This window comes from Ochrobactrum sp. PL_is483, from assembly GCF_055816855.1.
Genome location: NZ_JBVPGS010000026.1, coordinates 39642 through 55290, shown reverse-complemented (window position 1 = coordinate 55290; position 15649 = coordinate 39642). Strand labels below are relative to the sequence as shown.

13 protein-coding genes are annotated in these 15649 nt (G+C 54.6%); 8 read left to right on the top strand and 5 right to left on the bottom strand.

Translation table 11 applies throughout. The annotated features are described in order from the left end of the window. Positions 1 to 147: 147 nt before the first annotated feature. On the bottom strand, positions 148 to 849 hold the full coding sequence (locus AC0TNJ_RS04325; RefSeq protein WP_473769044.1) for an HAD family hydrolase: 702 nt from the start codon (positions 847 to 849) through the stop codon (positions 148 to 150). 197 nt (positions 850 to 1046) lie between these two features. On the opposite strand from AC0TNJ_RS04325, the gene rpiA reads away from it, so the two are divergent. The 7 genes from rpiA to gltX all read left to right on the top strand — a co-directional run bounded on the left by rpiA (position 1047) and on the right by gltX (position 9077). After that, positions 1047 to 1745, top strand: a complete 699-nt coding sequence (gene rpiA, locus AC0TNJ_RS04320; RefSeq protein ID WP_473770356.1) for a ribose-5-phosphate isomerase RpiA — start codon at positions 1047 to 1049, stop codon at positions 1743 to 1745. A gap of 25 nt (positions 1746 to 1770) precedes the next feature. Beyond that, positions 1771 to 2307: a DUF2059 domain-containing protein gene (locus tag AC0TNJ_RS04315; RefSeq protein WP_122001687.1), complete on the top strand. Its 537-nt coding sequence runs from the start codon at positions 1771 to 1773 to the stop codon at positions 2305 to 2307. Positions 2308 to 2404: 97 nt separating this feature from the next. Continuing rightward, on the top strand, positions 2405 to 3799 hold the full coding sequence (gene gor / locus AC0TNJ_RS04310; RefSeq protein WP_473770355.1) for a glutathione-disulfide reductase: 1395 nt from the start codon (positions 2405 to 2407) through the stop codon (positions 3797 to 3799). Between the two features lie 208 nt (positions 3800 to 4007). After that, on the top strand, positions 4008 to 5387 hold the full coding sequence (locus tag AC0TNJ_RS04305) for a class II 3-deoxy-7-phosphoheptulonate synthase (RefSeq protein WP_473769046.1): 1380 nt from the start codon (positions 4008 to 4010) through the stop codon (positions 5385 to 5387). 209 nt (positions 5388 to 5596) lie between these two features. Continuing rightward, positions 5597 to 5947, top strand: a complete 351-nt coding sequence (locus AC0TNJ_RS04300) for a diacylglycerol kinase (RefSeq protein WP_122001740.1) — start codon at positions 5597 to 5599, stop codon at positions 5945 to 5947. A gap of 65 nt (positions 5948 to 6012) precedes the next feature. After that, entirely contained in the window at positions 6013 to 7692 is a 1680-nt protein-coding gene (locus tag AC0TNJ_RS04295; protein WP_473770384.1) for an NAD+ synthase, read from the top strand. A gap of 11 nt (positions 7693 to 7703) precedes the next feature. Next, positions 7704 to 9077 (top strand): glutamate--tRNA ligase, encoded by a 1374-nt coding sequence (gene gltX / locus AC0TNJ_RS04290; RefSeq protein ID WP_473770354.1) that lies wholly within the window; start codon positions 7704 to 7706, stop codon positions 9075 to 9077. Here gltX and AC0TNJ_RS04285 read toward each other — a convergent pair. The 4 genes from AC0TNJ_RS04285 to AC0TNJ_RS04270 all read right to left on the bottom strand — a co-directional run bounded on the left by AC0TNJ_RS04285 (position 8995) and on the right by AC0TNJ_RS04270 (position 14465). Next, complete coding sequence (locus AC0TNJ_RS04285; RefSeq protein WP_473770353.1) at positions 8995 to 9729, bottom strand: hypothetical protein; 735 nt, start codon at positions 9727 to 9729, stop codon at positions 8995 to 8997. The two genes, gltX and AC0TNJ_RS04285, sit on opposite strands and share 83 nt — an antisense overlap. A gap of 120 nt (positions 9730 to 9849) precedes the next feature. After that, a complete protein-coding gene (locus AC0TNJ_RS04280; RefSeq protein ID WP_473769048.1) occupies positions 9850 to 12189 on the bottom strand; it encodes an NADP-dependent malic enzyme in 2340 nt (779 codons plus the stop codon). Between the two features lie 195 nt (positions 12190 to 12384). Further along, a complete protein-coding gene (locus AC0TNJ_RS04275) occupies positions 12385 to 13164 on the bottom strand; it encodes an SDR family oxidoreductase (RefSeq protein ID WP_122001693.1) in 780 nt (259 codons plus the stop codon). A 146-nt stretch (positions 13165 to 13310) separates the two neighbouring features. Continuing rightward, positions 13311 to 14465: a citrate synthase gene (locus AC0TNJ_RS04270; protein ID WP_473770352.1), complete on the bottom strand. Its 1155-nt coding sequence runs from the start codon at positions 14463 to 14465 to the stop codon at positions 13311 to 13313. 87 nt (positions 14466 to 14552) lie between these two features. Here AC0TNJ_RS04270 and AC0TNJ_RS04265 point away from each other — a divergent pair, with 87 nt between their 5' ends. Further along, positions 14553 to 15647 (top strand): citrate synthase/methylcitrate synthase, encoded by a 1095-nt coding sequence (locus AC0TNJ_RS04265; protein WP_122001695.1) that lies wholly within the window; start codon positions 14553 to 14555, stop codon positions 15645 to 15647. The last annotated feature ends 2 nt before the right edge of the window (positions 15648 to 15649 follow it).

Here is a 15649-nt window from a genome sequence, read left to right as displayed (position 1 = left end):
GACAGGCGGCGGAGCGGCTACGATGGGCCGTTGAGGCTGGACTCCGGGCAGGCCCGGTGATCCGTCATTCGCAGACACCGTTGATGTGATGGCTAAAAGAACGATGCCAAATATCAGAAAATGCTTCGTAATCATTTATCATTCTCCCTATACGGGATCGGCCACCGCATCAATCAGTTGCCCAGCCATTTCGAGAGTGAACTCGTCGAAATGCGAGATAACACGGCTTGGACCGTAATGTTGGACAGGAAGGTCGGTATATCCGAAATCAACGGCAACAACGGGAATGCCAGCTGCCTTCGCTGTGTCGATGTCAGTTCGGCTATCGCCAACCATGATGGCCCGTTCGCGATTGCCGCCTGCGCGTGCGATGGTGTCGGTAAGGTGACGTGGATCGGGCTTGCGATAGGCAAAAGTGTCGGAGCCGCAAATTGCCGCAAACCGTCCCGCTTCACCCATTGAGGTCAGCAGCTTGACCGACAGGGATTCGAATTTGTTGGTGCAGACGGCCAGCTCGTAACCGTGTGCCGTGAAACGGTCCATTGCTTCAAGGACGCCGGGAAAGAAAGTCGAATGTCCCGGCATATGATTGGCATAATGTTCGCGGAATTCCTCCACGAGATTATCGAGTTGGGCTTCGTCAGGCTGTTTCTGCTGGGCGGCAAAGGCACGCTCGATCATGACGCGTCCGCCTTGGCCGACGAATCTCCGCAACGATTCACGATCCGCTGTGTTCAGACCTGAGATGGCGAGGCAGTGGTTGAGGCTGTCGAGAAGGTCGGGTGCTGTATCGACAAGAGTTCCGTCGAGATCAAAAACGATGATGGGCTTGGGATTAGCAGCAGACATTAGCTTCTCGTGTTTGAAGTAGGGACAAAGAAGTTCCTATCTGATTGTCGCCTCGGGCTCAACCTCGCGATCAGATTTGCTTAAAAGTCGAAATTCTGCGTCATAGTTCGATTAGGCGCTTTGTTGTGCCGCGCCCGCATGCTAGAGGCGAACCAGGTGACAATGAGAATCCGCAGGGGACCATCGGGAATTTGGGTATGGACGAAGCTCGCAAGCTGAAAATCGCTGCCGCCGCAGAAGCTCTTTCGCATGTCAAGGATGGAATGCGTCTGGGGATCGGTACAGGTTCAACGGCCGAGGAGTTCGTACGCCTGCTCGCCGAAAAGGTAAATAACGGCTTCAAGGTAATTGGAGTGCCCACTTCCGAACGCACCGCGAAACTTTGCGAGGAACTCGGGGTTCCGCTTACGACGCTTGACGAAACGCCTCATCTTGATCTTACCGTGGATGGCGCCGATGAAGTTGATGCCGAGCTTTCACTCATCAAGGGCGGTGGCGGAGCTCTTCTTCGCGAAAAGATCGTGGCTGCTGCCTCTGACGCGATGATCGTTATTGCTGACAGTTCAAAGGTGGTTGAAACGCTTGGACGTTTTCCTTTGCCTGTGGAAGTCAATCGCTTCGGTCTCGGCGCAACGATGCGCGCGATTGAAGAAGCAGCTGCAAAGTGTGGTCTTGCAGGCCCGCTGGTGCTGCGTTTAAAAGATGGCTCACCCTTCATAACAGATGGTGGGCATTATATCGTGGATGCATCTTTTGGCCGCATTCCCGATCCAAAGACACTATCTGACGCTCTCTTCGCAATTCCAGGCGTTGTCGAGCACGGACTTTTCATCGGACTGGCGCGTGCGGCAGTGATTGCCGGCAACGACGGCATCCGCACCATGAACCGATCCTGAACTGATTGAACGGAGTACTGACCATATGATCCCGGCAACTGGCTTTCGCCGTCTGATTGCACCGTTTTCCGCACTCGTACTGATGTCGGGCATTCATGCGGCATCTGCACAGGAAATCACAGAAGCTCATCTGGAAGCGGCCCGCGCTGCTATTTCCGCGATCAATGCTACCGAGCAGTTCGACGAGATTCTTCCGAATGCTGCCCGCGCACTAAAGGGTGAGCTGATCCAGAAAGATCCGAACCTGGAAGCCCTCATTACCAAGACGGTCGATGACAAGGCTCTTGCTCTCGCTTCGCGTCGTTCTGATCTCGAAACCGAATCCGCTCGCGCTTACGCGAAAGCCTTTTCGGAAGACGAATTGAAGGCTATCGCAGCGTTTTATACGTCGCCTGCGGGTAAGAAGCTTCTGTCGGAAGGCCCGATTGTGACGCGTGAAGTCGTGAAGGCCGCAAATATTTGGCAGAACGGCATCGCGCGGGATCTCGCAACCAGCGTGGCTGAAGTTCTGGCGGCACAGGCTGGCGCTGCTGCTGCTCCGGCGCAGCCCGCACAGCAGTAATTTCTGACGGTAACGCGGAATTTAAAAGCCCGGTCACTTGGCCGGGCTTTTTGTTTTGCCTACATATCGGCCAATGTAATATGGATTGGAGACTCCCATGACCGGCTTCGACTATGATCTTTTTGTTATCGGCGGCGGTTCCGGCGGTGTCAGGGCAGGGCGCCTGGCCGGAGCGATGGGGAAAAAGGTTGGTCTTGCAGAAGAATACCGTATGGGCGGAACCTGCGTTATTCGTGGCTGTGTGCCCAAGAAGCTTTTCGTCTATGCTTCCCAGTTTCCGGAACATTTTGAGGATGCAGCCGGTTACGGCTGGAAGGTTGGTGCTTCCGCATTCAACTGGAAAAAGCTGATAGATGCCAAGGATAAGGAAATCACCCGGCTGGAGGGCCTTTATACCAAAGGCCTTCAGAACTCGCAGGTCGAGATTTTCGCCAGCCGTGCCGAACTGATTGATGAACATACGATCGAACTGAAGGCCGATGGTCGCCGGGTCACGGCAGACCAGATACTGATTGCGACGGGCGGTCATCCAAGCATGCCTGAAACCATGCCGGGGCATGAATATTGCATCAGTTCCAACGAAGCGTTTCATCTCACCGAACTGCCGAAGGCAATTGCGATCGCGGGTGGCGGGTATATCGCCGTTGAATTCGCGAACATATTCCACGGCCTCGGTGTTGAGACGACACTGGTTTATCGCGGCCAGGAAATCCTCTCCCGTTTCGACCCTGACCTGCGCCATCTTTTGCATGAAACGATGGAGGCAAAGGGCATCCGCATCATCTGCGGCGCAGTTTTCGAGAAGATCGAGAAGCAACCCGATGGCGATTTGAAAATTTCGCTAAACAATGGTGACACACTCGAAGTCGGCCAGGCAATGATGGCCATCGGGCGCAAGGCCAATATAACCGGTCTCGGACTTGAGAGAGCGGGCGTGGAGATGGATGAACTTGGTGCCATCCTTGTCGATGATTATTCGCGCACCAATGTCGCGAATATCTGGGCGGTAGGCGATGTCACCAATCGAGTTCAACTGACGCCGGTAGCAATTCATGAAGCCATGTGCTTCCTGGAAACTGCTTTCAAGAACAATCCGACGAAGCCTGACCACGAACTGATTGCGACCGCCGTATTTTCGCAGCCAGAGATCGGCACGGTTGGTTTGCCGGAAGATGAGGCGGCGAAGAAGTATCCTGAAATCGAGGTTTACAAGGCGCTTTTCCGCCCGATGAAGAACACGCTTTCCGGCCGCAATGAAAAAATGCTCATGAAACTCATCGTCGATGCGGCGAGCCGCCGGGTTGTCGGTGCCCATATTATGGGGCCGGATGCCGGAGAAATGGCCCAGCTGCTGGGTATTTCGCTCAAGGCTGGTGCCACCAAGGATGACTTCGATCGCACCATGGCCGTGCATCCGACGGCAGCCGAAGAGCTGGTCACGATGTACAAGCCGACCTATCGTGTCGTGAATGGTAAGAAAGTTGATGACTGAATCTTTCGCAGCCAGTTTCTCCGGTTAACGAATATTGCTGGCATAAAATCCCAGCGTGCATTATATCAGCGCGACCACGCACGCCGGTTTTCCGGGGCAGGCTGTCATCTGTGTCAGATGCGGGTTGCCGCTCAAGGAATTCCGGCTTTCGTGTAAGGAGGATATAATCCGAGAGAAATCGAGCGGATAGAAGCAAACAGGTGCTCAAATGACGAAGAACTGGACCCCGCATTCCTGGAGAAACAAACCGATCAAGCAAGTGCCGTTTTATCCAGACGCACAGGCTTTGAACGACGTTGAGGCCCGTCTTCGTACCTATCCGCCGCTGGTTTTTGCAGGTGAGGCGCGCAAGCTGAAGCAGCAACTGGCCGAAGTGGCGGAAGGAAAGGCATTTCTGCTCCAGGGTGGCGATTGCGCGGAGAGCTTCGCGGAACACGGCGCGGACAATATCCGCGACTTTTTCCGCGTCTTTCTTCAGATGGCTGTCGTACTCACATTCGGTGCTTCAAAGCCGGTTGTGAAGGTCGGTCGTATTGCCGGTCAATTTGCCAAGCCACGCTCGTCGGATATGGAAACGCTGAACGGGGTGGAACTGCCGTCCTATCGCGGTGACATCATCAACGGTATCGAGTTCGATGCGGCGTCGCGTATTCCGGATCCACAGCGTCAGGATATGGCATACCGCCAGTCGGCGGCGACGCTTAACCTGTTGCGCGCATTCGCTCAGGGCGGCTACGCCAATCTGGAGAACGTTCATCAGTGGATGCTCGGCTTTGTCGGCAAGAGCCCGCAGGCGGAACGCTATGCAGCTTTGGCGCAGCGTATCTCCGAGACCATGAACTTCATGCGTGCTATCGGAATTACGGCGGATAGCAATCACTCGCTACGCGAAACCGATTTCTACACCAGCCACGAAGCGCTGCTTCTTGGCTATGAAGAAGCGCTGACCCGCGTGGATTCGACCTCCGGTGATTGGTATGGCACGTCCGGCCATATGATCTGGATTGGTGATCGCACACGTCAGGCTGACCATGCGCATATTGAATATTGCCGGGGCATCAAGAACCCGCTTGGTCTCAAGTGCGGTCCGTCCTTGCAGCCGGATGATCTCATCCGGCTGATCGATCTGCTGAATCCGGAAAACGAAGCCGGGCGTCTGACATTGATTGCGCGCTTTGGCTACGACAAGGTTGGCGATCATCTGCCGCAGTTGATCCGTGCTGTCGAGAAGGAAGGTCGTAAGGTCGTATGGTCTTGCGATCCGATGCATGGCAACACGATTACCGCCGGTGGATACAAGACGCGTCCGTTCGACCGTATTCTCAAGGAAGTGGAGTCCTTTTTCGCGATCCATCGCGCCGAAGGTACGCATCCAGGCGGCATCCATGTCGAGATGACCGGCAAGAATGTGACCGAATGCACGGGCGGCGCGCGTGCGATCTCGGCGGAAGACCTGCATGATCGTTACCACACGCATTGCGATCCGCGTCTCAACGCGGATCAAGCGCTGGAACTGGCGTTCTTGCTGGCTGAACTGCTGAAGAAGGAACGCGACGCTGGTGTCGACAAGCAGGTCGTAAGCGCCTGACCAGATTCGCATATAATGGAGCTTGCAGGGCGGGAGGCGATCCCGCCCTGTTGCTTTTCAGTAAAACTCACCTATTGATTGCGTTGGTGTGTCATACGTCCGAACGGACGTATCAGGACGCTCTAACCTATTGAATCTACGCATCGTGTTTTCCAAAATCGAATCCGATCTGCGGGCTGATGACGTAACCAGTTTGATTGAGGGTAATGATGCAACGCATATTCCTGGCTTTTCTCAACTCGATGCGGGCACTGAAATACCTCGCAGGACATGAAAAGGCAGTTCAACAGGAACTGGTGCTGCTTCTTCTATCACTTCCGGTGGCGTTCTTCTTCGCGCCGACCTGGCTTGCTTTCCTTTTGATGACCGGATCGATCCTGTTTCTCATCCTTGTGGAAGTGCTGAACACCGGTATTGAGGCGACATGTGATGCCGTCTCGCGGGATTTTCATAAGGAAATTCAGATTGCAAAGGACTGCGGATCGCTCGCCGTTCTTATTTCCATCCTGTTCGTCGTCGCGGTCTGGGGCTATATTCTAGCCAGCACGTATCTCGCCTGACAAACAAAGTGGTCGACTGATTGCATCCGTTGCATTTGTTTGCGCAAGCGCGCTAAACCTTGAACATGTTAGCCTCTTACGAGAATCTTGCCATGCTCCGTATTGCCGTTGCGCAGCTCAATCCCGTCATGGGCGATATCGCCGGAAACCTGGCCAAGGCACGCGCGGCGCGCGCTGAAGCCGCCAGGATGCAGGCCGATCTCATTTTGTTTACAGAACTGTTCATCTCCGGTTACCCACCGGAAGATCTGGTTTTAAAACCGTCCTTTCTTGCGGCGTGCGAAAAGGCCGTTCAGGAGCTCGCAAGTGATACCGCCGACGGCGGTCCAGGTGTTATCATCGGTACGCCCCTTAAGCGTGAGAGCGGACTGCATAACTCTATCGCGGTTCTGGACGCGGGGGAGGTGATTGCCGAACGGTTTAAGGTTGATCTGCCGAATTATGGCGAGTTTGATGAGAAGCGCGTATTTGAGGCAGGTCCGATGCCGGGACCGATCAATTTCCGCGGTGTCCGCATCGGCATTCCCATCTGTGAAGATATTTGGGGCGATCTCGGTGTCGCCGAAACGCTGGCGGAGAGTGGGGCAGAAATTTTACTCGTGCCGAATGGTTCGCCCTATCACCGTGCGAAGATGGACCGACGGCATCAGGTTGTCCTGAAACAGGTAATCGAAACCGAATTGCCGATGGTTTATGCCAATCAGGTTGGCGGACAGGATGAACTGGTATTCGATGGCGGTTCGTTCGCGTTCAATGCCGACCGCTCGCTCTGTCTGCAAATGCCGCAGTTCGCGGAACAGATTTCGCTGACCATTTGGAACAAAGAGAATGATGGCTGGCGCTGCGAAGAAGGGGAGAAGGCCATTCTTCCAGAAGGGCTCGAAGCCGATTATTCAGCCTGCATGCTGGGCTTGCGTGACTATGTGAACAAGAACGGTTTCAGGGATGTCGTTCTCGGGCTCTCGGGCGGCATTGATTCGGCAATCTGTGCGGCCTTGGGCGTCGACGCCTTGGGCAAGGACCGCGTTCGCTGCATCATGCTGCCTTACCGCTACACCTCCGACGAGTCGCTGAAAGATGCCGCTGACTGTGCAAAGGCGCTCGGTGTTCGATACGATATTGTTCCAATCGCCGCACCGGTTGAGGGCTTTCTTGAAGCGCTGCATCCGCTGTTTTCGGGAACCGAGAGTGGTGTTACCGAAGAAAACCTGCAGAGCCGTGCACGCGGAACCATTCTGATGGCGGTTTCGAACAAGTTCGGTTCGATGGTTGTCACTACAGGCAATAAGTCTGAAATGTCGGTGGGCTATGCGACGCTTTACGGCGACATGAATGGCGGGTTCAATCCGATCAAGGATGTCTACAAGATGCAAGTCTATGCGATGTCCGAATGGCGTAACAGCCATGTACCGAATGGCGCGCTTGGCCCATCGGGTGAAGTAATCCCCCACAACATCATTTCCAAGGCTCCATCCGCTGAGCTGCGCGAAAACCAAACGGATCAGGACAGCTTGCCTCCCTATCCGGCTCTGGACGATATCCTTGAATGCCTCGTCGAGAATGAAATGAGCAACACCGAGATTGCTGCTCGCGGTCATCCGCTCGAAACGGTTCAACGGATAGAGCATCTGCTTTATCTGGCTGAATATAAGCGCCGACAATCGGCACCTGGTGTCAAAATTACCAAGAAGAATTTCGGACGCGATCGCCGCTACCCTATAACGAACCGCTTCCGCGACCGCTGAAAGACATTGAAATGACCGTAATCGTTCGTTTTGCTCCGTCGCCGACGGGCTATATTCATATTGGCAATACGCGCACGGCGCTTTCAAATTGGCTTTTCGCTCAAAAGAATGGCGGCAAGTTCATACTGCGCTATGACGATACCGATGTTGAGCGATCCAGGGAAGAGTACGCACAGGCAATTGCCGTCGATCTCGATTGGCTCGGTGTCAAACCTGATCGTGTCGAATATCAATCGAAGCGTTTTGATGTTTATGCCAAGGCAGTGGAGAAGCTCAAACAGGCGGGCCTGCTCTATGCTTGTTATGAAACGGCTGAAGAACTGGAGCGACGCCGCAAGTTGCGTCTCGCACGTCGGCTTCCGCCGGTATATGGCCGCGAAGGCTTAAAACTGACTGACGAAGAGAAAGCAGCCTTTGAAGCCGAAGGGCGCAAGCCCCACTGGCGTTTCCTGCTGCCCAATTTTGATGTCGATCCCTTTAACACCAAGCGTACCGAGGTACATTGGGACGACCTGGTTCGCGGTCCGCAAACTGTTGATCTGGCTTCAATGTCCGATCCGGTGCTGGTGCGTGAGGATGGCACATATCTCTATACCCTCCCGTCCGTGGTCGACGATATAGATCTCGGTATTACGCATATTATTCGTGGCGACGATCATGTGACGAATACAGGTGTACAGATCGCGATTTTCGAAGCGTTAGGAGCCAAGGCGCCGGTTTTTGGGCACCATAATCTGCTGACGACGATTTCGGGCGAGGGACTTTCAAAGCGGACCGGCGCTCTATCTGTTGGCTCACTGCGCGAAGCAGGTTTTGAGCCTATGGCAGTCGCCTCACTGGCGATTCTGATCGGTACGTCGGAAAGTGTTTCGGCAGAACCCAATATGGCAAGTCTTGCCGAGCATTTTGATCTGGCCTCGATATCCAAGTCTTCTGCAAAATTTGATCCCGCAGAGCTGGATACGCTCAACCGCGCCCTGCTGCACGCGATGCCATTTTCAGAAGCCGAGCCGCGCCTGGCAGCCTTGGGCATTTCCGGCGACAAGGCCGAACCATTCTGGATGGCGGTACGGGGAAATCTCGACCGTTTCAAGGATGTGGTTCACTGGTGGTCTATCGTTGACGGTGAACTACCTGAAATGCCGGACCTGTCTGAAGAAGATCGTGCTTTCCTGCGGGAAGCATTCACCCTTCTGCCACCTGCTCCTTGGGATCATCAAACCTGGAAAAGCTGGACGGAGGCTGTAAAGGCTGCAACGGGACGCAAGGGCAAGAACCTATTCATGCCCCTGCGGCTGGCGCTTACGGGGCAGGTGCATGGGCCGGAACTGGCTGACCTGCTAGTGCTGATTGGTCCGGAAAGAAGTCTGAGCCGACGACCCTGACTTTTGTGTTTTCCGTATAAGGGCGCTCAACGGGTGGTGTTGATGTGACGGGGGCGACATAGGCCGGAGTGTTTGATGTTTGCACCGTTGAGGCGGGGATATAGTCAACCTTCTCGGCTTTGACGGGGGCCGGAATTTCATAGACAGGCAATGCTATGGCGCTGGCTATTTTGGCCTTGGGCCGGGTTATGGTTTTTGACTTCTGCTGCGGTATAAGCACAGTTTTTGATCGCGGCTTCTTGGGAGTTACGATCCAAGAAGCGCGGCACGATTTGACATGCCTGGATGGCGACGGACGTCCAGCAAGCGCCATATTCAATTCGTGAATGCGCTCGCGTAGAGTTTGCGTTTCAGTTTTCAGTCTATCAGTTTTTGTGAGCAGTTTGACGCACTGCACTGATTTGACGGCCGGTGTAAACAGGCTTCCCATGCAGCGATCCTGAGTTGCAGTCTCTCTCAAACGAGAAAGACTGGCTTCCTTTTTGTCAAGAAGCGATTGGGTCGAGAGAAGATGCTTCTTCAGTTGTTTCTGCTCGGCTGGCGTACACAAATCTCTGGGGGCTGTCGTCGTGCAGCCAGCCAGCGCTGCCGAGGCTATCAAAAGTACTGAATAAAACAGCTTTCTATTAGAACATAATGAAATAATAGACATGATGACCTCGCAAGATATAACTATGCCATCATGTTTGAAAAATATAGTTAATTAAACATTAATGGCGAGTATATTTAAGTATACTCGCCATCTAATATCATTGTTTTAAATAAAGCTAACTTAGCTCTTCTTAATAATCCGCTTGTTGCGAAGGGTTTCTCCAGATTTTTGCAATGCTTCAACCACTGCCAGCGCAGTCATGTTGACGACGCCGCGCGAGGTAACGGAAGGGGTCAGAATGTGTGCAGGTCGCGCCGCACCGAGCAGAATCGGCCCCACGTGCAAAGCATCCGTTACCATTTTGACCACATTCAGCGTAATATTTGCAGCGTCGAGGTTCGGGAAGACAAGAAGATTGGCCTCACCTTTCAGCCGCGAATTCGGGAATACGCGGTCGCGCAACGCTTGGGAGAGAGCAGAGTCTCCATGCATTTCACCATCGGATTCGAGTTCCGGTGCTTTCTCGGCGAGAATTGCGGCCGCTTCGCGCATTTTTTCTGCGCTGGCTGACTCTTTCGATCCGAAATTGGAATGCGATACCAAGGCCGCTTTTGGCTCAATACCGAAGCGGCTGATTTCCTTCGCGGCGAGAATTGCCATTTCGGCGACTTCGTTTGCGCTTGGTTCGACGTTGACATAAGTGTCTGTAAGGAAGAGGGCGCCACGCTGCGAGATCAGCAGGCTCAATGCAGAATAGTCCCGGATGCCTGGAACCTTTCCGATGATCTGGCGCACGACGCGGAGGTGGCGTTCGAACCGGCCTTCAAGGCCACAGATCATGGCGTCAGCTTCATCGCGCATAACGGCCAGAGCGGCAATTGCGGTCGAGTTTGTACGCACGATAGTACGTGCGGCTTCCGGCGTGACGCCCTGTCTGCCGGTATAGGACAGATAGAGGTCGACATAGTCGCGATAACGCGGATCGTCTTCGGGATTGATGAGTTCGAAATCCGTTCCCGGACGGATTTTCAAACCATAGCGACGCAGGCGTGTTTCGATGACCTGCGGGCGGCCTACGAGGATCGGTGCGGCAATCCGCTCCTCGATCACGACCTGAGCAGCACGCAGCACGCGCTCATCTTCACCGTCAGCATAAATAACGCGTTTCGGCTTTTCTTGAGCGCGAGCAGCAGCGAACACCGGCTTCATGATGAGACCGGAACGGAAGACGAAACGATTCAGGCGATCGAGATAGGCTTCCATGTCTTCGATCGGCCGCGTGGCCACGCCTGTTTCCATGGCGGCTTTCGCCACTGCCGGGGCGATGCGCAGAATTAGGCGCTGATCAAATGGCGACGGTATGATGTAGTCCGGCCCGAAAGTGGGCGTATCGCCCGAATAGGCACGCGCGGCGACATCCGAAGGCTCTTCGCGGGCGAGGGCAGCGATGGCGCGTACAGCGGCCAGCTTCATTTCCTCGTTGATTGCTGTCGCTCCGACGTCGAGCGCGCCACGAAAGATATACGGAAAGCACAGAACGTTGTTGACCTGGTTTGGATAATCCGAACGACCGGTACAAATCATGGCATCGGCGCGAGCTGCACGTGCCTCTTCCGGCATGATCTCCGGCTTTGGATTGGCCAGCGCCATGATCAGCGGGTTTTCGGCCATTTGCTTCAGAAGTTCGGGCTTCAGAACACCGGCAGCGGAAAGGCCGAGGAAGACGTCAGCACCACCAATAACGTCGGCCAGAGTGCGGGCGTCCGTCTTCTGCGCGTAAACTTCCTTCCAACGATCCATCAGCGTGTTACGGCCTTCGTAGACAACACCTTCGAGATCGCAGACCCAGATATTTTCGCGCTTCGCGCCGAGATTGACGAGGAGATTAAGGCAGGCAAGAGCCGCTGCACCTGCACCGGAGGTGACAATCTTGGCATCACTGATTTTCTTGCCGGCCAGTTCCAGGCCGTTCAGCACTGCGGAAGCAACAATAATCGCCGTGCCGTGCTGGTCGTCATGGAAGACAGGGATGTTCATTTTAGCGCGAAGCTGCTCTTCGACTTCGAAGCACTCAGGTGCCTTGATATCTTCGAGATTTATACCGCCGAAAGTTGGTTCCAAAGCGGCAACAACGTCGACAATGCGGTCGATTTCATGCGCATCAATTTCGATGTCGAACACGTCGATGTCGGCGAATTTCTTGAAGAGAACTGCTTTTCCTTCCATCACCGGTTTGGAAGCAAGCGCACCGATATTGCCAAGGCCAAGAACTGCAGTGCCGTTAGACACGACGGCAACGAGATTGCCTCGCGCCGTGTATTCGGCGGCGGTTGCGGGGTCTTCGTGGATTGCGAGGCATGGCGCAGCGACGCCAGGCGAGTAGGCCAGCGCCAGATCTCGCTGGTTGCCAAGGGGCTTTGTCGCCTGAATTTCCAGCTTTCCGGGCTTCGGATAACGATGGAAGAACAAAGCTGCTTCATCGAAATCCGAACGGGAAGTGGAAGGTGTTTTCTTGGTCATGGTCGCATCGCTTTCCAAAATCTTTCGCGCAGGGCTGGAGCCATTTGCACGGGAGGGCGCGGATTCGCATACAGGTTCTGCATGACGCTTCCGCACACCGGGCCATTATTGTTCTTAGTCTATCGGCTCAAATCTCAGTAGGCCCGTTTTCGAGAATGAGTTTTTCCAAATTTGCAGTTCTATCGGTTGCTGCTGCTAAAACGCACTCTGATAGGCGCCGCCATCGATAACGAGATTCTGCCCGGTAATGAACCCGGAATGTTCCGAGCAAAGGAAGGCGCAGGCCTGACCGAACTCTTTCGGCTGGCCTATCCGCTTGGCGGGAATTGTCGAGGCCCGCTTTGCGGCTTCTTCTTCCGGTGTTGTACCATTCTTCTGGGCTGAGAACGCAAAACCGTTGCGAAGACGATCTGTGTCGAATGCGCCGGGAAGGATGTTGTTGATGGTCACATTGGATGCCGCGACCGTGCGTGCGACGCCAGCAAGAAACGCCGTCAGGCCAGCGCGGGCACCGGAGGAGAGGTCAAGGCCGGGAATGGGAGCGTATACCGATGTCGATGTGATGTTGACGATACGCCCAAATCGGCGTGCAACCATCCCGTCGATCACGGCTTTGATCAGCTCTATCGGCGTGACCATATTCTGTGTCACGCCTTGAAGAATGGCATCTCGATCAAGAAGGCGAAAATCCTTGAATGCCGGTCCGCCATTATTGTTCACGAGAATATCAGGTGCGGGGCAGGCGGATAGCAGTTCAGCCTGTCCTTCGGGACTTGATATGTCTGCCGCGACCGCATCAACCTTCACGCCAAACGTCTTGCGAATTGTATCCGCCGTTGCAGCGAGCGTTTCTTCATTTCGTCCATTCAGAACGAGATCGCATCCGGCTTCGGCGAGCGCCTCGGCACAAGCTCGTCCGAGCCCTTTACTGGAAGCGCACACAATTGCTTTTCGACCCTTCAGGCCCAAGTCCACGGCTCGATCCTCGCATTCTGTTCAAGTTTTAGAGACATGCCACCAAGCAAGCGGTCCAATCAACCAGATTCTGGTTTACAGGAGCATGTGTCCACTTTTTAGAGCCAGAAGGCGCAATATTCACGAACAATATTTGGTGAACGTCGTTATTCATGAGGCGGAGTGAATTCCGCTCTCGGTCGTATCAGCGATCCATTGTCCACCTGTTCCAGCGCATGGGCGAGCCAACCCGCGATGCGCGCGAGCGCAAAGAGAAGCAGTGGTGCCTCCGCTGGCAGTTCATATAGTTCAGTCACTGCGGCGAGCGCGAAATCAATATTCGGTTTCTCTCCCAGGATGTCCGCAGCACTTCGTTCCAAATCACGATAGATGGCGGGCAATTCCAGTTGTTCCAGCAATGCGGAAGCGCGAACGTCCCCTGTTTCCCTGTAAAGGGGATGACCGAACAAATGAATTTGCGTACCTTGTCTGAGCTGGTCTTTGATGGCGGCTTCGGGACCTATTTCCCGAGCTTGGGCAATAATAGCCGTTGCGGCCGTGGCTGCTCTGCCATGTCTGGGGCCGATCAATGTTGATAATCCGGCCAGTGTTGCTGCAGACAATGGAGCGCCTGTCGAGGCGGCGACGCGGGTTGCGAATGCCGACGCATTGAGTTCGTGGTCTGCCAGAAGCACCAGAATACGCCGAATAATATCGCTTGCCTGCGGCTTTTGCCAGACAGAAGCAATACGCTCATGCATGGGCATATCGGATATAGATACGCCAAGAGCAGTATTGTGGAACAATTGTAGCAGACCGAAAGCCTCTTGCTGCAGGATTGCTGCGGAACGTCCAGAACTGGGCAGGTCGTTCGCTGCTCGAACGGCAAAGGTGGTGAACAGGCGTTCCAACGGCGCAGAGCATGGCTGCTGTCGACATAGCGGCATTTCTCCGCAGGCACCGCCGCTATTGTCGAAATTCATCTGCCATAGCAGGGCGGCCACTTGTTCCAATGTTGCCGTTTCCGACAGCTCAGCCGCATCGCAGCCGCGATAGAGCAAACGGCCATCAATAATGGTCGAAATGCCGGAGCGCATGATCGGAAGCCCCCAGCGAATAGTGTCAGCAGCAACAGTACTATCTCTATTGCGACCCGGACGTCTGCCGGCCAGACGATGAACGTCTTCTGATCGATAGAGGCTGCGTCTGGGATCATCGGGCTGCGGCTTGGAACGGATGCGACCACGACTGACATTGGCATAAAGCGTCTGAGGCTTTGTCTGAAGAATGGATAGCGCTTCTTCCGCTGTAAGCCAGTTCATTATTGCTCCCTACATTGATCGATTTCATCAAGATTGACGTCAACTATACTTGGAGAGAATGTCGAAAGGCAAACAAGGAGAATTACTATGAATAGCGGACTTGAAGACGTGATCGCTGCCGAAACCGTGCTGTCAGACGTCGATGGGCTTGCAGGCAGGCTGGTTATTCGCGGTCGATCGCTGGACGATCTGGTTCCGCACAGCAGCGTCGAAGATGGAATAGAACTTCTATGGGACGGTTTTTTTGAAGGCCTCCCCACAGGAGCAGAACTTCAGCAGGCTCTGGGCGAAGCCCGTTTGCAGGTATTTCATCATACCGATGCGCTTGACGATGCATTGATGGAAATGTCTCCAATAGAAGCGCTGCGCGCATTGATGGCGCGCATTCCAGATGAAGACGACGTGACCGCCGCTTTGCATCTGATGGCCGCACCGGCGGTTTTCACAACAGCCATTCTGCGCGCCCACAAGGGACGGCGGCCTATCCGTCCTGATCCGACGCTTCCGCACAGTGCGGACATACTTCGCATGATGAATGCGGCAATGCCCGATGAAGCAGAAGTTGCCGGGCTGGATACTTACCTTGTGACAGTTTGCGATCATGGATTGAATGCGTCGACCTTCGCCGCCCGCGTCGTGGCATCGACACGGGCTGGCCTGACCTCGTCTCTGCTTGCTGCGATCAGCGCATTGAAGGGACCGCTCCACGGTGGTGCTCCGGGACCGGTACTCGATATGCTCGATGCCATCGGCAGGCCCGCGAACGCCGAATGGTGGCTTGAATCAGCAATTGCCGATGGGGAACGGCTGATGGGGTTCGGTCATCGGGTTTATCGGGTACGTGATCCACGTGCCGATGCCCTGAAAGGTGCTTTGAAGCGTATCGAATCCCTTGGGCATGAACGTGGAAAACACCGGGTTGAATTGGCTGAGGCAGTTGAGAAAGCTGCCATAGCAGTTCTCAAGCGCCACAAGCCGGATCGGCCCCTCGAAACCAATGTCGAGTTCTATACCGCTCTTTTGCTTGAGCAACTGGGTTTCCCGCGTGAGGCCTTCACGTGTGTCTTTGCCATGGGGAGAACCATGGGGTGGATAGCTCACTGCCGGGAGCAGGCTGCAACGAACAAGCTCATTCGTCCGCAGTCGCGTTATGTTGGCCCAAAGGTCGAACTCGTTGCTTGACG